Genomic DNA, 21,656 nt, shown 5'->3' on the forward strand with positions numbered 1-21,656 from the left:
TGTCCTCCTCTTTTCGCTGAAGAAGGTTTAGAGCCCCTGGTGTGATCCGTTTAACAGGCGCTCCAAGATCGCCATCCGAACGGGCACGCCATTTGCGACCTGGCGGAAATAAGCGGCTTTGCGAGAGGCGTCGACCTCGGTCGGCAGCTCAATGCCGCGAGGTAGGGGATGATAAATCCGAACATGGGGAGCTGACCGTTGCAGGATCTCGGGTCGCAGGACCAGCTTGCCAGCGACCTCGCATGGGCTCTTCGTCCCTATAACGTAGATCACATCCACGCGTCGGATAGCGTCTTCTAACGCTGCGACATATTGAAAAGTAAGGCCATGGGAACGCAGTTCCCGTTCTTCCGCATCGGAAAGATGTTCGTCGTCGTCGGTAAGAAGAAAGACACTTACATCCAGAAATTTCGTCAGGAAAATAAGGAGAGAGTGTACGCATCGTTGATTAACATGGCCAACGATCAGGATTTTAAGTCCATCGATAGCGCCAAAATCATCTTCCATACTAAGGAGATCGATAAGCGCCTGCGTCGGGTGTTCAGCGCGGATTCCCCGGCCGTCACCACCATTTATGACGGGTATGGCGCTTTCTTGAGCGTGGAGGTCCACAGCACCGACCTCGTTGTGACGGATGACCACAGCGTCGGCATAACCATTCAGAACACGCGCCGTGTCAGCCATGCTCTCGCGCCACTCTCCACCAGCCTTCGTCACGTTCGGATCGGAGAAGCCCACGCATGTCCCGCCCAGTCTTTGTGTCGCGGCTTCAAAGCTCAGACGCGTGCGCGTGCTTGGCTGGAAAAAGAGCGTGGCAACGATTCGACCGACCAACATCTGTGGGATCGCCCGTGTCCTTACACGTTCCCGATAATACCTGCTCCTCTCGCCAATATCTGAGAGATCCTCCCTGCTCAGATCGTGGGCAGACAGAAGGTGATAGGGCTTATTTCTGGTGAGCATGTCGTTCCTCCATCGGCTGACGCTCCGGTCTCGGGAACGTTCCGCGGTTTCGAACAAGGAGAAGGGTGATTGCCACTATGAACGGCCAGACGACTGCCGGCCCGAAGGCGTGAAGATCGATGAAATCCATGGACGCGCCAATGACGGGCACTCCTATAAAGCTGCCGATGCCCCACATCATCGAAAGAAGCGCCTTTGCCCGGATAAGCGAATGTCCATCGAAACGCTGGCTGACCAGAACCAGAACAGCCGAATAGGCGCCGAAGGCGCCTCCTCCGGCGAGGAAGAGAAGAACCGGAGCGAGGGCGGGTAAGCGAATGCCTAAGGGAAGGGCAAGCATGGTTGCGACGGTTGTCGCGGCCGCCAGGCGAAGAACCCGTTCGGCACCTATTCGATCGCACAGAGCGCCTATCGGCCATTGCAGAACGGTCGCTCCCACGAGGGCGACCCCCAGCAAGAAAAGGGCGTGCTGGCTCGATAACCCGGAGTCAATGCCATAGGCCGGAAACAGGGCAAGAAAGCCATTGTCAAAGATCGCTGTCGCCGACGATGCAATGAAGAGAGCGGGTGCCACCGCAAACAGCGGCAGAAAGCCGGTGGTTTTTTCTCGGGCCGGTAACGGGAAACTCAGTTCGGTTTTTGCCCACGTAACAGGGATGACCGCACATAATACGATCATACTGCAGATGGCGACCGCTCCCATCGGGCCAACGCCCGAAAGGGCCGCAACGAGAAAGGGTCCGGTGGCGTATCCGAGTGTGACGAGCCCGTTATAGGCGCCGAGTATTTTACCCCTGTTGCGGTCGCCCAGGACCATCATCAATGCACTTTCGCCGAACAAGAAGAGAATGTTGGCTGTAAAACCGAGCAGGAAGCGCAGGACCAGCCAGGCTGGATAGAACGTGAAAATGCTGTGAAGCAGCATCGTAACGGCCGTTCCGACGATCCCTGCGAACAGCCAATTGAAGATCGATCCACGGCTGGCGCGAGAGAGAATGGCTGCCGAGGTCAAGAGCCCAAGTGGCGTCATGGCCGCGCTCACAGCGATAGCCGAGGATGTGTGGCCGCCCTCTTTAAGGGCGATTGCCAATGCGGCATAGACGGCGCCAAGGGCGACTGAATACGCCGCGACTGCTCCTATCAGTGCGGGAATTGCCCGTTCGGACGCTGCCTCAGTCATTGCGGAGAGCCAGAAGGTAGCTGAGCGGAGGCTTCAACTCACTGTTTTCCAGGCTGCGGAAGGCTTGAGAAATGTCCTCGCCGGTTTCACGGAAAAGGTCGAGGCGAAAGCCGAGGCCCAGTGCCGCCATGATGACATCGTCGAGCTTGTAGTGAAAATAGTAGATCTCCTGCGCGTCGTAGGTCGTTCCACCGACGTAATCGAGGCCGCTGGTGTGTCGCAGCGGTTTGTCATCGAAGTAGGAACGAACGATTTCGAGCGGCGCGCTTCCCCGGTTCCGATCCTTGAGGAACATTTCCGTAATGGGATGAGACTCGTAGATGCTGAGATAGCCCCCTGGCTTCAGCAGTCTCTTTGCAACGCTGAAATACTGTTGCAAATCAGGCATGAAGCACAGTGCCCCGGCGGTGACGACGACGACGTCGAATTGTCCGTCGTAGTCAGCCGGGATCTCATAAATGTCCGAGACGACGAACTCGCTTTGAACGCCGGCAGCCCTGGCGAAGACAGCCGCTTGGCTGATGAACTCTTCCGATATATCGAAGCCGACGGTCTTTGCAGCGCCTAGACGGGCTATTGAAACCAGTTCGCGCCCGTTATTGCAGTTGAATTGCGCGACGGCTGCTCCCTCGACGCCGATTCGGCGAAGCTCTTCCTGGTGGATCGGCGTCAAAAACAATTTCGACGGGTCTTCCATCTCTTTGGGAAGCGCGTGCGATTGCCTCCAATGAATCGGGGCTACTTCATTCCAGGCGGTTTTCGCCAGATCAGTATATTGTCGGTTGTGCATCGGTTTTGTCCTCCATCCGAAGATGAGTCCAACCATTGCAACCACCGAATGTTCCCGAAAGATTTCACCTGTTCAGGTTTGTTTTTGGGAATGCGATTTCACAGCGTTTGAGATCCCACGGTCTTTCTCGCAAAGCCGTGGCTCCGGTCAAAGCGGCAGTTCACGGCGTTCGATCTCCGCCAGCATGGCGAGGTCGAGGACCTTCTGGAGTTCGGCGGCATGGCGGAAACTCGGCTCCTGCACTCTGCCGTCTCGGATCGCAGCGACGAACTTCTCATAATTCGTCGCAACGGGATCGACGTCGATCTCCCGCCAGACGGCAAGTTCCACGTCTTCCTGCAGGCAGGCCCTAAGCCTGGAGGCATCCACCCTGTGGATCACCTCAAGCGCCCCCTTGTCGCCATGCATGCGCAGCCTGAGTTCGTTCAGATGCCCCGTTGCCCAGCGGCTCGCGTGAATGACGCCAATCGCACCGTTGGCGAATTCCGCCGTCATGGTGAAACTGTCATTGGCGTCGAGTTCATATTCCCCGATACGGTTGCCGGGCGCCTTTTCATAGGTTTTTAACCGGGCAAAGATGTGGTCGATATCGGTTGCGGCGCCATAGGCTGCGAAGTCGAGAATATGAATGCCGACATCGCCCAGGACGCCGTTGGAGCCGTGTTTGGTCGAAAGCCGCCAGAGCCACTGGGTTTCGGTCGACCAGTCGCCCCAGGCCCTCGATACAAGCCAGCTTTGCAGATAGGACGCCTCGATATGCCGGACCGTCCCGATCTCGCCCGCAAGCACCATCTGCCGCGCTTTTTGAACCTGCGCGACATTGCGGTAAGTCAGGTTGACCATGTTGACCAGACTCGAAGCCTCCGCCGCAGCCGCCATTTCGGAGGCCTGCGCATATGTTTCGGCAAGCGGCTTCTCACACATCACGTGCTTGCCGGCCTTCAGGAGCCGAAGCGTCGTCGGATAATGCACGCGGTCGGGCGTGACGTTGGTGGCAGCGTCGAACTGTCCCCATTCGATGGCTTCTTCAAGGGAGGTGAAGCTGTTCGCAATGCCGTGGCGGACTGCGAAGGCACGCACCTTCGCAAGGTCGATATCGACGGCGCCGACCAGCTTGACACCGGGAATGGTCGAGAAGTTCATGGCATGCCTGTCGGCCATGCCGCCTGTTCCAAGAACCAGAAGACGAACGGGTTCCATGTCAGCGATACCCTGCCTCGCCGGCCTGGTGCAACTTCGGGCCTCGTTCGGAAATGGGTTCGGGTGCGCTGTCGACCGGCACGTTGGGCGCCTCGTGGCATTGGATCGGCGCGGGCTGGGGATTGCAGGCCCAGTGAACCGCGTTGCGGATTACCTTCTGTACGGTTGCGTCATGAAAGGTCGGATAGGTTTCGTGTCCGGGACGGAAGTAGAAGATGTTGCCGGCCCCGCGCCGCCAGGTGAGGCCGGAGCGAAACACCTCTCCGCCGGCGAACCAGGAAATGAAGACGGTCTCCAGCGGTTCCGGGACAGAAAAGAACTCGCCATACATCTCCTCGTTCTCCAGCACGAAATTGTCGGGAATGCCGGAGGCGATGGGGTGTCCGGGATTGACGGTCCATATGCGTTCCCGCTCTCCGGCCTCGCGCCATCTCAGTGCGCACGGCGTGCCCATCAGCCGCTTGAAGGGTTTGCAGAAATGGCCGGAATGAAGAACGATGAGGCCCATTCCTTCATAAACGCGGCGCGCAATCTGCTCCACCACCTCGTCCGATACGGCTCCATGATCCCGGTGTCCCCACCAGATCAGGACATCCGTTTCGTCGAGACGGTGGGCAGGCAGTCCGTGTTCAGGCTCCTGAAGGGTTGCCGTCGATGCGGCAATCGCCTCGTCGCGCCGGAGCGCTTCCGCAATCGTCGTGTGCATGCCGTCAGGATAGATGCGGCCGACCGTCTCGTTGAGGTGTTCGTGAATGTTTTCGCCCCACACGATTGTTCTAATCATCGTCACTGGTCTCCGGTTTGCTGATTGCCCGGCTTCGAGGGCGAGAGCCGTTGAAGCCACGCTCGCCAGGACGCTGCGACGCAGCGCCTTTCGGTCTTTATCGAAACCGTGGGCAGGAGGATCTGTGCCGGGGTGCCGGCCTGGGTTCACTGGGGTTGCTCCGCATTGGCCGGTCGCTGGCAGGCAAATCGCTCACGATCGGACGGCGGCATCGTCGCGACATGGACCTTGTGTCCGGACCGCCCCGGCCGGCGCGACAGTCGCCGCAGGCGCGGCAGGCAGCCTCCTCGTCATGTATGTCTCCTTCCGAGAGCGTGGATATCTGGCCAAGATAACAGCCTGAAACCGCTTTGGTTCCGGCGGCGTCCGCCGAATGCTCGCTTGCCGTGGGCGGCGGGCCCATCCCCGGAAGCGCTCCGGCCGTTTTTCGGCAAGGCAGGAACAAGGCGTGGCCACGGACGTTGTGGAGACCATGGAAACGATCCTCGCCGATTTCGCCCACGAAACCCATCTCTCCATGGGGGCGGTGACGCTGCGCCTTCTGATTGCCCTGATTTGCGGTGCCGTCGTCGGTATCGAACGGGAGTGGCAGCAGCGGCCGGCGGGATTGCGCACCCATATCCTCATCTGCCTTTCCGCCGCGGCGCTGGCGATTTCGGGCATAGAGATAACCTATCTTTCGACCTTCCAGTCGGATGCGATCAGGATCGATCCGCTGCGCCTGATTGAAAGCCTGACCAGCGGGGTGGCCTTTCTGGCTGCGGGCACCATCGTTTTTGCCCGCGGTGAGGTGAAAGGGCTGACCACCGGCGCCGGCATGTGGCTTGCCGGCACAATCGGTCTGGCTGCCGGGCTCGGCCTCTGGCAGATCGCGGTCGTCACCACCGTCTTCGCCGTCATCGTTCTCTGGCTTCTCCGCCGTCTGGAGGTAGGCCTGAAATTTCGGGAAGGCGGGGACACGTCTTCCGACCAGGGCAAGCAGACAGGCAAGGACCCGCATCCTTTTCCGTGACGCTTCCCACGTGGGCGGGCAGAACACGACATCTTCGAAAACAAGCCGATGGATCTGAGGTCAGGTCATCTCTCGTCGTCCTGTCGTCTTTCCTGCGCTTTGAATTTGAAGGTTCGCCGGGATCGAAATCCGTCACAGCGTCTCTCAGTGAGAGCGGAAGCTTGCAATGTCGGGCCGCGTTCGCCCGGAGACCCGCATCGGGAGGAAAATAGCTGCGGCGGAACCGCTGTGCCGGTTACGGAGTTCAAGCCTTGCAGACGATTGCGGAGGCGGCAATGAACGAAATCCCGGCCAGCAACACTTCGCTCACGGGGTCCACGGAACGGCTCCTGTTTCGCAAATGGGGCGCCGAGTTCGTCGGCACCGGTCAGGTGCGGTTCCGGTTATGGGCCCCAAAGGTGGAGGAGGTCGGGCTGAAGCTCCATGGCAACGATGCGCCGATGTCCCCGACGGGGGACGGCTGGTATGAATTATGGGCGGACGGGGTTTCGGTCGGCGATCCCTATCAGTTCATTCTGCCGGACGGGCGGATGGTTCCCGATCCCGCCTCGCGACAACAGCAGCGGGATGTTCACGGTCCCTCGCTGATCGTCGATCCGACATCGTTTACCTGGCAGAATGCCGAGTGGCGGGGCCGTCCCTGGCACGAGGCGGTCATCTACGAATTGCATGTGGGGGCTTTTACGCCGGAGGGAACCTACGAGGCGGCAATCGGCAAGCTCAAGGACCTCGCGGAAATCGGGATCACCGCCATCGAAATCATGCCTCTGGCTGCCTTCAGCGGGGCGCGGGGCTGGGGCTATGACGGCGTGCTTCTCTACGCTCCCCATCCCGATTACGGTCCCCCGGACGATCTGAAGCGACTGATCGATTATGCGCACGGCCTTGGAATGATGGTCTTCCTCGATGTGGTGTACAATCATCTCGGCGTGTTCGGAAATTACATGCCGCTTTATGCTCCCGCGTTTTTTAAGGAAGGCGGGACACCCTGGGGCCCTTCGCTTAATTTCGATCTGCCGGAAGCACGGGAATTCGTCGTCCAGAATGCGCTATACTGGCTCGAAGAGTTCTTCTTCGATGGACTGAGGTTCGATGCGGCGGATTATCTGGCCGGGGCGGGAGACAGGAAACCGCTCCTCGACGAGATCGGCGAAAGGGTGCGGCAGGAGTTTCCCGATCGACTTGTCCATCTCGTCATCGAGGATCCGCGCAACGTCACCGGACCCCTGGAGGATTCGGAGGGACGTGGCCCGCTCTACCGGGCGGAGTGGAACGACGACTTTCACCATGTCGCCCATGTCATCGCGACGGGCGAAACGATTGGCCATTTCGCGGACTTTGCCGACGACCGCTGGAACAGGATGCGAAGGGCGCTCGCGGAGGGTTTCGTCTATCAGGGGGAGCCCCGGCCGTCATACAAGGGACGGCCGAGCGGCGAGCCGAGTGGGCATCTTCCGCCGATCTCCTTCGTCAATTTCCTGCAGAACCACGATCAGGTGGGCAATCGTCTCAAGGGAGACAGACTGCGCAGCCTGGCAGACGGCCAGCTGGTCGACGCCCTGTCGGCGATCCTCTTCCTCAGCCCGCAGATTCCCCTGATGTTCATGGGCGACGAATTCGGTTCCCGCCAGCCGTTCTGCTTTTTCTGCGATCATCCCGAGGAGAACCATGCGGCCGAAAGGGACAACAGGCTGCGCGAGGCGGCGAATTTCCAGGAGATAAGGGATCGCGACGTGCCGGATCCCAATCTTTCGGCGACATTCCGGATGTCGAAGCTGGTCTGGGAAGAGGCGGACAGCGAGGACGGGCGGCGTCACCGAAAGTTCATTGCGGATCTCCTGCAGAAACGCAGGCTCCTGATCTGGCCCTTCATCGAAGGCTTCGCAGAGGTTTCGGGGCGAAGTCTGGACGCGGTCGACGGTGTCGTCGCCATCGACTGGACAGCGGGGGATTGCCGGATTGAACTGCGGGCGAACCTGACCGGGGATCTGCTGTCCTGCGCGCCGGTGACCGGGAATGTTTTCCATCGATATCCCGCCGATCTTTCGGTCGACATCGGCACGCGGGATTGCCGTCTGCCCGGCTATACCGTCGTCTTTGCCGCGGCGAGGCTCCAGCCGCAATAGCCGCCGGACTCGCCACTGTCTCGTTGCGGGATAATTATGCAGCCATTTTCCGGCAGCTCTCGGCGCAGCGGCGGCATGCGTCCACGCAGCTCTGCATATCGCCGATCGCTTCGCAGTCGCGAGCGCATTCCTCGCAGATTTCCGCGCATTCGCGGCAGACATGCCTGTGGTGCTGCGAACCGATCAGCATGAAATGGGCGGCCGTGCGGCATATTTCCGCGCAGGCGGATATCAAACGGAAATGGGACGGTTCGGTATGCCTGCCGCCGGTTTCCAGGCAATGCCCCATCGCTGTCGAAAGGCACTCGCGGTAGCACGCCAGACAATGATCGATGCAGGTTTTCATCTCGGGTGAAATATGTTTCACGAGGTTTTCCTCCGTCAGTTGGTTGCGTGACCTAACGGCATGGATGCGGAACCGTTCCCTTTTGCCTCTCCATGCGGCGCAAATAATCCGGGGAAGGGGAGGGATACTGGAACTCTCCGCCGGGGCGCGAGTTAGACACTCGTTTTGAACATCGGGAGAAACCACATGGACGAGCGGAGCAGGGAAGAACGGATTCGCCAGCGTGCCTACGAGTTGTGGGAGGCGGAGGGGCGGATCGACGGCCATCACGAACGGCACTGGCACGACGCCAGCGCGGAGCTTGAGCAGGCGTCGGCCATCTCTGAGGCCGGCGAACAGGCGGATGACGCAGGCGCAAGCGCAGCCGCCCCGAAAGTGAAGTCCAGGTCGGTCCGTCCGTCCAAAACAGCCTGAAGACGTCGCCCCGGGACGATTTTCCATGCGGCGGCCTGGGCCGCGATGGGCAGGAAGAGCGTCTTCAGCCTGTACACTCCGGCTGAAGGCGCTTTATCCGGAACGCCGGTTCGGTCTTCCGCTCGCGTTCCCGGCTTGTCGTGCCGGCGAGCGGCGCATCGCCGCGACGCCATGGCAGGGCTTTTCTAAAGGATCGGCTTGCCGCCGGTCACGGCGATCGTGGCGCCGGACAGAAAGCTCGAGAACGGATCGGCGAGCATGACATAGGCGGTTTGAAGCTCCGCCGGCTGGCCGGGCCGCTTCATCGGAACCTGAAGCCCGAAGTCGCGAACCGCCTTTTCCGGCAGGGTCGATGGTATGAGCGGTGTCCAGATCGGACCGGGCGCCACGGCATTGACCCGGATTTCCCGGTTCGCAAGCATCTGCGCGAGGCCAGCGGTGAAGTTCTGGATCGCGCCTTTGCTCGTTGCATAAGCGAGCAGCGACGGATTGGGGGCGTCGGAATTGATCGAGGCCGTATTGATGATGGCGCCTCCAGCCTTCATATGGGGAACCGCCGCCTTGGCGAGGTAGAACATCGCATGGAGATTGACCCGGAAGGTCAGTTCCCACTCCTCGTCCGAAATCTCGCCGATATCGGAAAACGAAGCCTGATGCGCGGCATTGTTGACGAGAATGTCGAGCCCGCCGAGTTCCCGAACCGCGCGTTCGACGATGTCCCGGCAATGGGCCGAAGACTGGATGTCGCCGGGGACCGTGACGCATTTTCGGCCGGCATCCCGCACCCATTTCGCCGTTTCCTCCGCATCCTCATGCTCGTTCAAATAGGAGATCAGAAGATCGGCGCCTTCGCGGGCATAGGCGATTGCGACGGCCCGGCCGATGCCGCTGTCGCCGCCGGTTATGACCGCGCGCAGGCCGCGCAGCCTGCCGGCCCCCCGATAGCTTTTCTCGCCGTGATCCGGCATGGGGTCCATGGCGGCCGTCGTCCCTGGCATCGGTTGCTGCTGCGGCGAAAAGGGAGGCGTGGGATAATTGGTCATCGGATGCTCCTTCCGTTTCATAGATGTTCAAACCGCAAACCGGCCCCGGAAGTTCCGGCAAGCTTTTGGTTTTTCAGAGGGAACCCCGGTCGAGCGCGCCAGTGGAAATACGGTTCGTATTTGCGGTGACGAGCTCCCGGTAGAGCTCTGCATATCGTCCTGCGCTGCGGCCCCAGCCGAAATCCGCCTTCATCGCCTGCGACTGCAGCCGCCGCCAGAATACGGGACGGTCGAAGGCGGCCAGCGCCCTGTCGAGCGCATGATAGAGGTCTTCGATCGATCCCGGCTGGAACTGAAAACCGGTGGCGACCCGGGCCTCCATCGCCGCTTCGTTCGCATCGATGATCGTTTCTGCCAGCCCGCCCGTTCGCGCGACCACGGGGATCGCCCCATATCGCAACGCATAGAGCTGGGTCAGTCCGCAGGGTTCGAAACGGGAGGGTTGGAGGATGATGTCGCTGCCGGCATGCAGCAGGTGGGCCCCGGGCTCGCTGTATCCGATATGCATGACCACCTGGCCGGGATATTGCCGTGCCTGTTCCAGGAGCGGATAGGCGATGGCGGGATCGCCCTCCCCGAAGATGACGAGTTTCGCGCCGCGGTCGACGATGCCGGGAACGACGGGCGCCAAGAGGTCTATGCCCTTCTGCCAGGTCAGGCGGCTGACCACGGAGACGATCGGGCGGTCGTTTTCGATCAGCCCGAATTGTCGTTCGACCGTGCGCCGGTTTTCCCGGCGCCTTGCAAGCGTGCGCGTGTCGTAGCCTGCCGGAATATGGGGATCCTGCGCGGGGTCCCAAATTGTCTGGTCGATGCCGTTGAGGATGCCGCGCAAGGCTTCCTTGCGCGTGAAAAGGATACCCTCCATCCCCATGCCGAGCCCCTCGGTCATGATTTCGCGGGCATAGGTCGGCGAGACGGTCGTCACGGCATCGCTAAGGGCTATCCCGCCCTTCAGGAAGCTGATGTCGCCGTAGTATTCGAGGCAGTTTACATCCAGAAGGGAGGCCGGCAGGCCGAGAGCATGGAACACCTCGGTGGAGAATTGTCCCTGAAAGGCGAGATTGTGAATGGTGAGAACGGCTGGAACGGCCAATCCCATGCTGCGCATGTAACAGATGGCAAGCGCCGTCTGCCAGTCGTGCAGATGCGTGATGTCCGGACGCCAGCCTTCGATGCCGTCGGCGGCGATCCGGGCCGTTGCCAGCGAGAGGGCGGCAAAGCGCTTCCAGTTGTCGTGATGGTCCGTGCCGCTCTCGTCGAGATAGGGCCCACCGCCGCGACGGTAGAGTGCCGGACAATCGAGGATCAGAAGGTCAAGGCCTTCGTGGCGACCTTGCAGCACCCGGGCGTCTTCTCCAAGCAGGGGAAGATCGAGAACGGAGACGAGATCCCGGCAAGCGGCAAGTACGCCGGGATAGCCGGGGATAAGCGTTCGTGTTTCGACCCCGTGTGGCGACAGCGCCTTGGGCAGGGCCCCCACCACATCCGCCATGCCGCCCGTCTTGACGAGGGGAAAGACCTCTGATGCGGAAGACAGCACGCGAATGCGATCCGGAGTGTTTACTTTACCGCTCCTCGCGGTCCGCGCCGTAACGTCGGTTGCCACGGCCCGTTTTCCGGCGCGGCTCGGCATTTCCATTGTCATGAGGTTCTCAAGCGACGCCATCCTGCCGTTCTCTCTGTCATCCCTGTCGAAAAGCGAAAGGCGCACGCGTTAGCCGCGCGGCCGTGTTGCCGGCGCCGCGCTTTATGCGCGCCGTTTTGTCAATGCGAGGTCATGAATTGCTTCGAAATCGATTTGCGGCGAAGGAGATGCCTGGACGTTGGCGGATGACCATCGAAAGGGCTTTAGTGCTGAAATCGACGGTCTGACGGCTTTGGCGACCAAGACATCCTCCCCGGAAAACCTGACAACACAACGAAGCCGAAATCGCTTTGTTCCGAATTTTGAGGCAGCCGTGGGCGCCCCCGCGGGAACTGGCGGCCGGGAGCGGATGGAGCGCCGGGACGATGGACCGGCAGGAGAGATATCGCCGGCGATTTCCGGCTCTCCGCCGGCGCGTGCCACCTGCATGAGATTGTCGTAGAGGTCGGCCAGCTTGACCCGCATGGGCCGCTCGGCCGACATCGATTGCGTGCTGCAATTCGGAATCCATCGTCATATCCCCCGCGCTTGTCGGCCTTGTCTGCCGCTGCCCGGTGAGGTTTCGGCATTCGGCTTGACGACGCTTGACCAGAAGTGTTGCTGCCGACGGATGAGGGAATTTGACGGGAAGGAAACCCTGGCGCAGTATGCGCAAACTACGTCATCGGGTTCAGGCAGATGTCGGACACATTCTTTCGGAAAAGCGGGAGTCTAAGCCCGGACGAACTCGCTCGGGTCCAGGGAATTTTCGACCGCGCCTGCGCCCGCTTCAATCTGCCTGCGGACAGCGATGCCGCGAAGGAAGCCGCGGTCCAGCTCATGGACCTATACCAGCATGGCATTCGCGACGAGGAAATGCTCCTCGCCATGCTCAGGAACTGAAGGCTGAGGACTTTGCGCTTTCCTGCTTTTTACCTTGCCGTTCAAAGCAAGAGATCATGATGCGTTCTGTAGACGGGAGGACTTGCCGCTCTGACGGCGCATGCCATTCCGGCCTCCCCACAGGCTGAAAGAAAGCTCTCCCGCGCTATGGCGAGCGGGGTCATCTTGCCGAGAGCCCCCCTGCACGCATTGACGGCGCTGCGGTGTTGAGGCCCGCCGGGCAGAGGCCATGCCTTTTCCAACAGCTCCAGTGCCTCCTGCGGCGAGGCGAGCGTTCTAACGTCGTTTTGCTGAAATCTGACTGTGACCCATGATGACCACGTGGCGTTTCTGGTCTGCATTTCCTGATCCTCGCGCCTCCCTGTCGGCACATAACGGAGGAATGCGCTGATTGTTCCTTACCATTCACGTCACGCGCGCCGCGATTCCGGGGTTCACCTTCAGGCCCGCGCATGCGATCGCCGCGGAACCGTCTCGCGCCACGGCTGGCGCGGAATGGTTCGGGCAATCCCGCTCTTTTCGGCCATCCAGTCCAGAGGGGAACCTTCGCGTCCTTCTTTCCGTTTCTTTCATCGAGGAAAGGAGACGCTCCATGACCAGCAATACGCATGCGAAGCAGAAGCGGAAGGACATCGAGGGCCAGTTCGCACCGGCCCAGGCCGGAGGCAAAAACGATGGCGTCGCGAGCGCCAAGCCTACAGTTATTACCGGCTCCGAGGATGCAACCGTCCATAAATGGCCGCCGGGTACCAAACGCCCGCCGAAGGACTGGGACATCAACCACGATCCTGCAGAGCACGGGGAGTGACACGCCATGTCCGAATTGAACATCTACCGTCTGGTTCCTTCCGCGCCCGTCGGCGATCCTCGTTGGCAGAACAATCCCTATCAGGAGGAAATCGTGGTCCGCGCCCACTCCAGCGGCGACGCCAGGATCGTTGCGCAGGAGGCCGAGCTTGACTTTCCGGATGTGAACGCAAAGCCGGCCGAGGGTGTGCAGACCGATATGGCTTCGGCATTTCGCAATGAGAAGCTCTTCACAGTCATTCGCGATGATAGCGGTCGGTTTTCCCCGGAAGGCCCTCGCGGTGTTCTGGCCGGTGACATGCGTCGCGGGGTGATTGCTGCCGGACATCGTCCGGCTCACGGGCCCATCGCGGGTTGACCCGCTGAACGGCGCTTGCGCGCGGGAGCCTCAATCGAGCCTGGGTCTCACCAGCCTGAAGAATCCGGCGGGAGAAGGTGGCCGCGTCTCGACGAGCGAGACATCCGGTCTGCCGAGACCCCATTTCTCTATGCGCGACAGGGAAAGGCCGCACTCAGCCCAGACGATCGGCAACGGGGGCGGCCTCTGGCGTTCGATGAATTTCTTGAAGCGACCGGTCTTGCCGTTTTCCGTTTTGTCCTGGCGAAGAAATGCGAGCCGGTTCCCCGCACATTTGCGGATCTCGTCATGGCCAGTGGCGGCGGTGGTGCTGCTCATGGAAACCTCCTGTTCTCGGTGATTTCGATCTTTGCTGTCCAACACATCGGCAAAGTTTCGGGTTCCCTTTCGGTCGCCGCAACGCCGGCGCCATCGATCGACGGGGAACCAATCCCTCGGTGAGGTCTTCTTGTTGCGGTTGTCCCCGAAGGAGCGTGTGCCGCATGAACAACGAAACGACTTCCAGACACATCGTCGCCGGAAACTGGGAAACGCTCGGCGCGAATTTCGATGGAGAGGGCGTGAATTTCGCCCTTTTTTCGGCCCATGCCGAGCGCGTGGAACTCTGCCTGTTCGACGAAACAGGTCAGCACGAGGTCCAGCGGCTGGACCTGCCCGAATACACCCACGAAATCTGGCATGGCTATGTGCCGGGACTGAAACCGGATGCCCTTTATGGCTTCCGGGTGCACGGATCTTATGACCCGGCCGGCGGCCATCGGTTCAATCCCAACAAGCTCCTGCTCGATCCCTATGCGCGGGAGCTTGTTGGGGATATCGCCTGGTCGGCCGCGCATTTCGGTTACGATACCGAAAGCCCGGACAAGGACCTCAGCTTCGACAAACGCGACAATGCAGCGGGAATGCCGAAATGCCGGGTGATCGATCCCTCCGGCTGGACATGGGCGGGAGACAGGAAGCCGAACATTCCCTGGTCACAGACGATCTTCTACGAGACGCATGTGAAGGGCTTTACCCAGCTTCATCCGGCCGTGCCGCCCGAACTGCGCGGTACCTTCGAAGGAATGGCCCATGACGCCGTGGTCGATTATGTCAAAAGCCTCGGCGTTACCTCGGTCGAACTGCTTCCGGTCCATGCCTTTCCCGACGAATCCTATCTCCTGGACAAGGGGCTGCGGAACTATTGGGGCTACAACACGCTCGGCTTCTTTTCGCTGGCTCCGCGCTATTACGGTCCGCGTGGCCTTGCGGGTTTCCGGGACATGGTACGGGCATTCCACGATGCCAATATCGAGGTCATTCTGGATGTGGTCTACAATCATACAGCGGAAGGCAATGAGCTTGGGCCGACACTGTCGTTTAGGGGAATCGACAATTTCTCCTATTATCGCACCCTGCCCAGCGAGCACCGCTATTACATCAACGATACCGGCACCGGGAATACGCTGAACACCTCCCATCCCCGTGTGCTGCAGATGGTGATGGACTCGCTGCGGTACTGGGTCGAATGCCTGCATGTCGATGGCTTTCGCTTCGATCTCGGAACCATCCTGGGCCGGGAGCCCGAGGGCTTCGACCAGCGCGGCGGATTTTTCGATGCCGTGACCCAGGATCCCGTGCTGTCCCGGGTGAAGCTCGTGGGCGAGCCATGGGATATCGGTCCGGGCGGTTACCAGGTCGGGGGCTTCCCGCCTGGCTGGGCGGAGTGGAACGACAAGTATCGCGATACGCTTCGGGACTACTGGAAAAACACTCCTCATACAGCCCCCGACTTCGCCACCCGCGTGCTCGGCTCCGGCGATCTCTACAACCAGCGGGGCCGGCGTATCTGGGCGAGCGTCAATTTCATCACCGCGCATGATGGCTTCACGCTGCACGACCTCGTTTCCTATGACGGCAAGCACAACGAGGCGAACGGCGAAAACAACAACGACGGTCACAATGACAATCGCAGCTATAATTACGGTGCCGAAGGCCCGACGGACGACGAGTCGATAAACGCCGTGCGCGAACGCCAGAGGCTGAACTTCATGGCCACGCTGCTATTGTCTCACGGCACGCCGATGTTTCCGGCCGGCGACGAGTTCGGCCGCAGCCAGATGGGGAACAACAACGCCTACTGCCAGGACAATGAGCTGAGCTGGCTGCATTGGGAGGAGATGCCCGCCTCGGGCAAGCGATTGACCGAGGCCGTAAGTCGATTGATCGCCATGCGCCGGGCACAGCCCCTGCTTCGTCGCGACGACTGGCGCGACGGCACAGCCATTACCTGGGTCAATGCGGGAGGAGGGGAGCAACTGCCGGAGCATTGGCAGGAAAGCTTCGGCATGACGCTCGGCGTTCATCTCCATCGAGATGATCTCGATGCCGCCGAGGGGGCCTGGCCGGATGTCCTCATCCTCTTCAATCCGAGCGATGCCCCGGTGGATTTCGTCATTCCGCCGGTCCGGGGCGAGAGCTGGCAGCTGGCGTTCTCCACGGACGCGCTTTTTCCCGAAGAGCCCGTTCTTGCCCGCGCCGGAACGGGCTTCAAGCTTTGGCCGCGAAGTCTGGCCCTCTTCCGTTCGCCCGACCGGAAAATCGAAGCGGAGGCAGGAACCCGGACGGGTTAGCAAACGTTTGTTGCTTGTCAGGGAGGGCGCCATGGAACGCGAGGAATTTTACGAGATCGTCGCCGACGAGAACGGCTGGGCGATGCTCATCGACGGCGTGCAGCACGATACCTATCCAAGCTGCCATCTGGCGGTGGAGGCGCTGCGGATGAGGAGGGCCCGTGAGCTTCGCCTCAAGGGCAAGATCGTTTTCAGGGTCCAGACGGCGGGAAACCATATGGCGAAACACGTGCTGGGGATGGGCGGTATCCTGCAGACCTGAGGCATGTCGGGCAAAGGCCGCAACGGCTCTGAAAGACCTGTACACGCCTTGGCGGGGAGAAGGTCCCCGTTCGGCTGTCGAACAAACCGGGAGAAAAGGCATGGAGGCTGGCAAGGTGGCATTGGTGACGGGAGCCGGATCGGGCATCGGCAGGGCCGCCGCCCGGCGCCTCTCCCGCGACGGCTTCGCCGTTGCCGCGCTGGGTCGAAACCGGCAGGAGATTCTGGCCGTCGCCAGGGAACTGACGGAAGAGGGCGCCAGTGCCTTTGACGTCGTGGCCGACATTTCCATAGACGAGGAGATGCGGCTTGCGGTTTCCCAGGTCGCAGAGAGGTTCGGGCGGCTGGACGTGGTGGTGGCCAATGCCGGTATCAACGGCACCTGGGCGCCGATAGAGGATCTGCAGCCCCATGAGTGGGACCAGACCATGGCTGTCAATCTGCGCGGAACCTATCTCACCCTTCATCATAGCGTGCCCTATCTGAAGGCGGCTGGCGGCGGCTCGGTCGTCGTGATTTCCTCGATCAACGGCACGCGGACATTCACCACACCCGGCGCGACCGCCTATTCCGCGACGAAGGCGGGTCAGATGGCGATGGTGCAGCAGCTGGCGCTGGAACTCGCAAGGCATAAAATACGCATCAACGCGGTCTGCCCCGGCGAGATCGATACGAACATCAACGACAATACCGCGCTGCGCGGCGAAGACGAAACCGCGATACCGGTGATATGGCCGGAGGGACAGGTTCCGATCACCGGGGGACGCCCCGGCAGGGCGGAGGATGTCGCGGACGTCATCGCCTTCCTTGCGGGCGAGGGCGCGCGCCACATCACCGGCACTCCGATATGGGTGGACGGCGGACAGGGGCTTCTACGCTGAAGCATAGCGAGGTCGCGTTGTGCGGTGAGGTCGCAATTGGCGCGGCTCGTCGCCTGGGGCGGTATAGCGCCCGGGACAGCCTTGCTTGACTTCCACCCCTGTCGCACCCATGTTTGGGGCATGTCGACCGAGCGCTTCCATATAGCCCTTCAACGGGTGTGCCTTATCGCAGGCATGTGACCCCCGGCCCGGTCGCGTCGCGACCCGGTCGTGGGGCATCGGTAGCTTCCCGTCAGTCGGGAATCTGAGCTACGAAGCGACAATCCCTTGAAAATTTTCGAATGACAGCGGCGCGCCCAGCGTCCTGCTGCGTTTTTGTACAGGACAATGAACAATGGCTCCCGAAAAGAAGCTGCATCGCAAACCTGCTATCATCGTCACCAGGTCTGACTACGAGAGGCTGTCGCGTCTGGCGGAGGCCCACGCTTCGCGCAATCCCGAAGTCTCCGAGGAACTGCTGGCGGAACTCGACCGTGCCCGCATCGTGCAGGATGACAAGATCGGCCGCGATGTGGTGCGTATGGGTTCCACCCTCCGCTTTACCAGCGATCTTGGTGAAGACCGCACTGTCACGCTGGTGTTTCCGGGCGAAGCGGATATCGCCGCCGGCAGGATTTCCATCCTCACGCCTATCGGTGCGGCGCTGATCGGTCTGTCCGCCGGCCAGTCCATCGACTGGACGGCGCGGGACGGTCGTGTCCATCGCCTCCATGTCGAACAGGTGGGCCCCTTGGAGCCGAGCTTTGTGAAAGCCGTTCACGCGGTGGCACGATGATCCGGGTCCGTCCGCTGCCTGAGGCTGATCCTTTATCGCATCCCCGCCGCGCGTCGATACGTGAGGGCGCGCGTCTCTGCTTGAACCGGAACGAAGCGGGGGAAACGGGGGAAAGCGTTCCCCAAGACCGTTCGCGCGTTTTGGCGGAGGACTAGAGCATTTCCGGCGAAAACGGAATCGCCTCCAATGCTCTATCTCTTTGGTTTCACGCAATTCCGGACGCGAAACCGGTTCCCACTTTTGCTGGAATTGCTCTAGCCGCGCAAGGCTTTCGGCGGAACGCCGAATTCGCGCCGGAAGGCGGTGGAGAAATTCGCGGGGCTCGAATAGCCGGCGAGATAGGCAGCGCGGGCGATCTGCATGCCTTCGCTCTCGATGGCGAGCCGAGCCTGCCTGAGCTTCGTCGTGCGAACGAAGCTTGCCGTGGCAGTGCCTCGACCGAGCCGGATCAAGCGGTGCAGCGTGTTGACGCCGACCGACAGATGGGCGGCGATCTCCTCGGCGGACGGCAGCCGGCCCGTGCAGCCGAGAATATAGTCTTCCGCCTCGTCGAGTTTTCTTTCTTCCGATGCCCGCAGCGCCGAAGACGGCGCTGCAATGGCCGCATTGCTGCCGGCAAGCAGCTTGAAGCACTCGTGAATGACGGTGAGGGTCTGGGCTTCGAGGAAGAGGCGGCGGAGGCACGTTTCCTCTTCGGGCGGCGACATGATTCGGTTGGCCAGTTTCAGGAGCGCGGGCGTCGGTTGCCATGACAGCAGTTCGAACTCGGAACGGGCAAAGCGCTCGATCGCGCCGGCGGTGCAATCCGCGAACATGTCGCCGGCCGCCAGCCATTCCGGCTCGATCCTGATCTTCAGCTTGCGGATGTGGTTGCCGACGCTGGTGTGATTGCGGAAACGTTCCCCCTGGCGATTGGCGAGCATGCAGGCCGCCGGGATCCAGCGCGAGGAGGGCGGCACCCGCTGCGGAGAAGGCAGGCGCCGGTTGCCGATCTCAGCATCGACCTTTCCCTCGAAGAAGAATTTGATCGACAGGTGAGGCCTGATTTCGGTTTCGGCGGTCAGGTCGCAGAGACTGACGACGTCCGAGACGTGCACGCTGAGCCCGCGCCGAAGCTCGATGTCGAAGAACCGCCCGCGCATGATCGAGGAATCGGTTCCGGGGTCGTTTTCGACCATCGAGATGGTTCGATTTTGCCGCCGCACGCGGTCGATGAAGTCGCCGGCCCGGATGATGTCTCCCATGACGCCCTCCAGGAAGGATGGGTTTCGAATTCGCAAAAGAAATTTTGCGGTGCGCAAAAGACCTCGGCATTGGTCGGCACAGGTCCTTGCTATATAGAAAACATGAGTAATGCAATCATATTAATTCGAAAATCGCGGGGGCCTTGTGAAAGTTCGGGTTGTGCAAACTGCGTTCAGCGGATCGGTGAGCATTCTGGCAGTTCTGGCCGCATGTGCGGCGGCGGCTCAGGATTCGACCGTTCTCAAGGAAATCGTGGTCACCCAGGATGGGGACCAGACAGACAAAAGCGGCGATACCTTCTTCGCCAAGAGCGCGCGCTCCGCGACGAAGACGGGCACGCCCCTCATCAAGACGCCGCAGGCGGTCTCGGTGGTGACGAAGGCGCAGTTCGAACAGCAGGGTGCCGTGACGGCGGCTCAGGCCCTGCGTTACACGCCGGGCGTCACGCCCGACATCCGCAACAACGACCGCTACGACATCGTGCCCGTGCGCGGCATGGGTATGGCCAACTACCAGAATTTCATCGGCTATCTCGACGGCCTGCGCCTGCAGCGCGGGCTTTCCTTCTCGCAGCCGACCGTCGAGCTCTTCGACGTCGAGCGCATCGACGTCGTGCGCGGGCCGTCCTCGGTGCTCTACGGACAGATCGCGCCCGGAGGCTTCGTCAATCTCGTCTCGAAACATCCGACCGAGGAGCCCTATCACGAGACCGGGCTGACGGTCGGCACCGACCGTTATGTCAAGGGAACGCTCGATCTCAGCGGTCCCGTCGCCGGAAGCGACGTCTTCTTCTACCGGCTGACGGCCTCTGGCCGCTACAACGAGACCAATATGGAAGACGTGACCTCGAAGCGGCTCTCGGTCTCTCCCTCGCTCATGGTCAAACCGGAGGAGGGCACCAGCCTCACTTTTCTGTTCAACTATTCCGACGATCCGGCCAGCGCCTATCCGGCCGGCATGCCGGCGGCCGGCACCGCCTATGCGAACGGCAGCTATCCGGACATTCCCTACGACTTCAACGTCGGCGATCCGGACTTCGACAGCTTCGAGCGCCGCACGACGCGCCTCGGCTACGAGTTCGAGCATGAATTCAACGACACCCTGACCTTCAGGCAGAACCTGCGCTACATGCATGTCGATAGCGAGCATATCGGCCTCAGCGCGCGCTCGATGAGCGGCACCACGATTACCCGGCTCGCCTCGCATCTCGAGGAAGATGTCGACACCTTCGTCGTCGACAACCAGCTCCAGGCCGATTTTGACACCGGGCCGTTTGCCCACACGCTGCTCTTCGGCCTCGACTATCAATATGCCGATGCCGACCGGTTGATGGGGACGGGGTCGGCCTCGTCGATCAATTACCTCAATCCGGTTTATGGCGGGGCGATCGCCGTCCCGGCCTTCACCTCGGACACGCGACAGTTGACGAACCAGACCGGCCTTTATGCACAGGACCAGATCGAGTTCGGCAAGCTCAACGTGACGTTCGGCGGACGCTACGACAGCTACGACATAAAGACCGACACGACGACGCTCGCAACCGACGTCACCACCTCGGCGGAGCAGGACGGCGACGCCTTCACCGGCAGGGTCGGGGCGGCCTATCTCTTCGATTCGGGCATTGCGCCCTATGTGAGCTATGCCACCTCGTTCGAGCCGCCAAGCGGGCTCGGCTATAGTGCGGCCGGCGGCGTTACCCTCGATCCCGTCGAAGGCCGGCAGATCGAAGCTGGCGTCAAATACCAGCCGGAAGGCTCGGACAGCTATCTCGCGGCCTCGGTCTATCGCCTCGTGCAGTCCAACATGACGACCTCGGATGCCGCTCATTCCGGCTACTACCTGCAGGTTGCTGAGGTGACGACGACGGGTGTGGAACTCGAGGCCAAGCTGGCATTCGACGCCGGCTGGGATGTCACCGCGGCCTATACCCATATGGACGCGGAGATGACCGAGAACGCGACGGCTGCCTATGTCGGCAACCGTCCCTATGCCGTGCCTGAGGACACGGCATCGCTCTGGGTCCATTACAGCGTCCAGGACGGAGCGTTCGAAGGCCTCGGACTCGGCGCCGGCGTGCGTTATGTCGGCTCGACTTACGGCGACGAGGCCAACAGCTTCAAGGTCTCCGCCTTCACGCTGTTCGACGCGGCCCTCGACTATGATTTTGGCCGCCGCAATCCCGATCTCGCCGGGCTGAGCCTGAACGTGAGCGCGAGCAACATCTTCAACAAGGAATACGTGTCGAGCTGCAGTTCGACGATCGCATGCTTCTATGGCAGCACCCGCACCGTATACGCCACGCTGAAATACAAGTGGTAAGCGGCAAACA

At 61.1% G+C, this 21,656-nt stretch carries 22 protein-coding genes; 11 read left to right on the forward strand and 11 right to left on the reverse strand.

The window, feature by feature from the left end; genetic code table 11:
- Positions 1 to 27: 27 nt before the first annotated feature.
- The 5 genes from ACLBKR_RS20560 to ACLBKR_RS20580 form a co-directional block, all read right to left on the reverse strand.
- The gene (locus ACLBKR_RS20560) at positions 28 to 963 is read right to left on the reverse strand and encodes an aspartate carbamoyltransferase (protein WP_113448028.1); all 936 of its coding nucleotides are present in this window, start codon (positions 961 to 963) and stop codon (positions 28 to 30) included.
- Complete coding sequence (locus ACLBKR_RS20565; RefSeq protein ID WP_113339799.1) at positions 947 to 2,143, reverse strand: MFS transporter; 1,197 nt, start codon at positions 2,141 to 2,143, stop codon at positions 947 to 949. The genes ACLBKR_RS20560 and ACLBKR_RS20565 overlap by 17 nt, the downstream gene beginning before the upstream one ends.
- On the reverse strand, positions 2,136 to 2,969 hold the full coding sequence (locus ACLBKR_RS20570; RefSeq protein WP_414901997.1) for a class I SAM-dependent methyltransferase: 834 nt from the start codon (positions 2,967 to 2,969) through the stop codon (positions 2,136 to 2,138). The genes ACLBKR_RS20565 and ACLBKR_RS20570 overlap by 8 nt, the downstream gene beginning before the upstream one ends.
- 111 nt (positions 2,970 to 3,080) lie before the next feature.
- Positions 3,081 to 4,133 (reverse strand): Gfo/Idh/MocA family protein, encoded by a 1,053-nt coding sequence (locus ACLBKR_RS20575; protein WP_113448029.1) that lies wholly within the window; start codon positions 4,131 to 4,133, stop codon positions 3,081 to 3,083.
- A 1-nt stretch (position 4,134) separates the two neighbouring features.
- Entirely contained in the window at positions 4,135 to 4,917 is a 783-nt protein-coding gene (locus tag ACLBKR_RS20580) for a ThuA domain-containing protein (RefSeq protein ID WP_414901999.1), read from the reverse strand.
- Positions 4,918 to 5,365: 448 nt separating this feature from the next.
- On the opposite strand from ACLBKR_RS20580, the gene ACLBKR_RS20585 reads away from it, so the two are divergent.
- Both ACLBKR_RS20585 and treZ read left to right on the forward strand, forming a co-directional pair.
- Positions 5,366 to 5,929 carry an MgtC/SapB family protein gene (locus tag ACLBKR_RS20585; RefSeq protein ID WP_414902001.1) on the forward strand — a complete coding sequence of 188 codons (564 nt, stop codon included), beginning with the start codon at positions 5,366 to 5,368 and terminating at the stop codon, positions 5,927 to 5,929.
- Between the two features lie 275 nt (positions 5,930 to 6,204).
- The gene (gene treZ, locus ACLBKR_RS20590) at positions 6,205 to 8,055 is read left to right on the forward strand and encodes a malto-oligosyltrehalose trehalohydrolase (RefSeq protein WP_113490167.1); all 1,851 of its coding nucleotides are present in this window, start codon (positions 6,205 to 6,207) and stop codon (positions 8,053 to 8,055) included.
- Positions 8,056 to 8,089: 34 nt separating this feature from the next.
- Here the strand turns inward: treZ and ACLBKR_RS20595 are convergent, their stop codons facing one another.
- On the reverse strand, positions 8,090 to 8,422 hold the full coding sequence (locus ACLBKR_RS20595; RefSeq protein ID WP_113426301.1) for a four-helix bundle copper-binding protein: 333 nt from the start codon (positions 8,420 to 8,422) through the stop codon (positions 8,090 to 8,092).
- 165 nt (positions 8,423 to 8,587) lie between these two features.
- Here ACLBKR_RS20595 and ACLBKR_RS20600 point away from each other — a divergent pair, with 165 nt between their 5' ends.
- Positions 8,588 to 8,815: a DUF2934 domain-containing protein gene (locus ACLBKR_RS20600; protein WP_113426302.1), complete on the forward strand. Its 228-nt coding sequence runs from the start codon at positions 8,588 to 8,590 to the stop codon at positions 8,813 to 8,815.
- 185 nt (positions 8,816 to 9,000) lie between these two features.
- Here ACLBKR_RS20600 and ACLBKR_RS20605 read toward each other — a convergent pair whose 3' ends face one another.
- Together ACLBKR_RS20605 and glgA are read right to left on the reverse strand one after the other, a co-directional pair.
- Positions 9,001 to 9,858 (reverse strand): SDR family oxidoreductase, encoded by an 858-nt coding sequence (locus tag ACLBKR_RS20605; protein ID WP_113339929.1) that lies wholly within the window; start codon positions 9,856 to 9,858, stop codon positions 9,001 to 9,003.
- A gap of 73 nt (positions 9,859 to 9,931) precedes the next feature.
- On the reverse strand, positions 9,932 to 11,407 hold the full coding sequence (gene glgA, locus ACLBKR_RS20610) for a glycogen synthase GlgA (protein ID WP_113426408.1): 1,476 nt from the start codon (positions 11,405 to 11,407) through the stop codon (positions 9,932 to 9,934).
- A 777-nt stretch (positions 11,408 to 12,184) separates the two neighbouring features.
- Between glgA and ACLBKR_RS20615 the strand changes: the two genes are divergently transcribed.
- The gene (locus ACLBKR_RS20615; RefSeq protein WP_112827012.1) at positions 12,185 to 12,388 is read left to right on the forward strand and encodes a hypothetical protein; all 204 of its coding nucleotides are present in this window, start codon (positions 12,185 to 12,187) and stop codon (positions 12,386 to 12,388) included.
- A gap of 41 nt (positions 12,389 to 12,429) precedes the next feature.
- On the opposite strand, the gene ACLBKR_RS20620 is transcribed toward ACLBKR_RS20615, so the two are convergent.
- Positions 12,430 to 12,729 (reverse strand): DUF982 domain-containing protein, encoded by a 300-nt coding sequence (locus tag ACLBKR_RS20620; RefSeq protein WP_112827013.1) that lies wholly within the window; start codon positions 12,727 to 12,729, stop codon positions 12,430 to 12,432.
- A gap of 251 nt (positions 12,730 to 12,980) precedes the next feature.
- Between ACLBKR_RS20620 and ACLBKR_RS20625 the strand changes: the two genes are divergently transcribed.
- Both ACLBKR_RS20625 and ACLBKR_RS20630 read left to right on the forward strand, forming a co-directional pair.
- Entirely contained in the window at positions 12,981 to 13,196 is a 216-nt protein-coding gene (locus tag ACLBKR_RS20625; protein ID WP_113339807.1) for a hypothetical protein, read from the forward strand.
- Between the two features lie 6 nt (positions 13,197 to 13,202).
- Positions 13,203 to 13,553, forward strand: a complete 351-nt coding sequence (locus ACLBKR_RS20630; protein ID WP_113339808.1) for a hypothetical protein — start codon at positions 13,203 to 13,205, stop codon at positions 13,551 to 13,553.
- Positions 13,554 to 13,583: 30 nt separating this feature from the next.
- Here ACLBKR_RS20630 and ACLBKR_RS20635 read toward each other — a convergent pair whose 3' ends face one another.
- On the reverse strand, positions 13,584 to 13,871 hold the full coding sequence (locus ACLBKR_RS20635; protein WP_113339809.1) for a hypothetical protein: 288 nt from the start codon (positions 13,869 to 13,871) through the stop codon (positions 13,584 to 13,586).
- 164 nt (positions 13,872 to 14,035) lie between these two features.
- On the opposite strand from ACLBKR_RS20635, the gene glgX reads away from it, so the two are divergent.
- The 4 genes from glgX to rnk all read left to right on the forward strand — a co-directional run bounded on the left by glgX (position 14,036) and on the right by rnk (position 18,082).
- Complete coding sequence (glgX, locus tag ACLBKR_RS20640; protein WP_113487087.1) at positions 14,036 to 16,165, forward strand: glycogen debranching protein GlgX; 2,130 nt, start codon at positions 14,036 to 14,038, stop codon at positions 16,163 to 16,165.
- A 31-nt stretch (positions 16,166 to 16,196) separates the two neighbouring features.
- On the forward strand, positions 16,197 to 16,427 hold the full coding sequence (locus ACLBKR_RS20645; protein WP_112827017.1) for a hypothetical protein: 231 nt from the start codon (positions 16,197 to 16,199) through the stop codon (positions 16,425 to 16,427).
- A 100-nt stretch (positions 16,428 to 16,527) separates the two neighbouring features.
- Entirely contained in the window at positions 16,528 to 17,307 is a 780-nt protein-coding gene (locus tag ACLBKR_RS20650) for an SDR family oxidoreductase (protein WP_113339811.1), read from the forward strand.
- A 334-nt stretch (positions 17,308 to 17,641) separates the two neighbouring features.
- Positions 17,642 to 18,082, forward strand: a complete 441-nt coding sequence (gene rnk / locus ACLBKR_RS20655; RefSeq protein ID WP_112827019.1) for a nucleoside diphosphate kinase regulator — start codon at positions 17,642 to 17,644, stop codon at positions 18,080 to 18,082.
- Positions 18,083 to 18,336: 254 nt separating this feature from the next.
- On the opposite strand, the gene ACLBKR_RS20660 is transcribed toward rnk, so the two are convergent.
- A complete protein-coding gene (locus ACLBKR_RS20660) occupies positions 18,337 to 19,326 on the reverse strand; it encodes a helix-turn-helix domain-containing protein (RefSeq protein WP_113487085.1) in 990 nt (329 codons plus the stop codon).
- 184 nt (positions 19,327 to 19,510) lie between these two features.
- Between ACLBKR_RS20660 and ACLBKR_RS20665 the strand changes: the two genes are divergently transcribed.
- Complete coding sequence (locus ACLBKR_RS20665; protein WP_162759194.1) at positions 19,511 to 21,646, forward strand: TonB-dependent siderophore receptor; 2,136 nt, start codon at positions 19,511 to 19,513, stop codon at positions 21,644 to 21,646.
- The last annotated feature ends 10 nt before the right edge of the window (positions 21,647 to 21,656 follow it).

The sequence above is a fragment of the Paenirhizobium cremeum genome (assembly GCF_047553425.1).
GTDB lineage: Bacteria > Pseudomonadota > Alphaproteobacteria > Rhizobiales > Rhizobiaceae > Allorhizobium > Allorhizobium cremeum.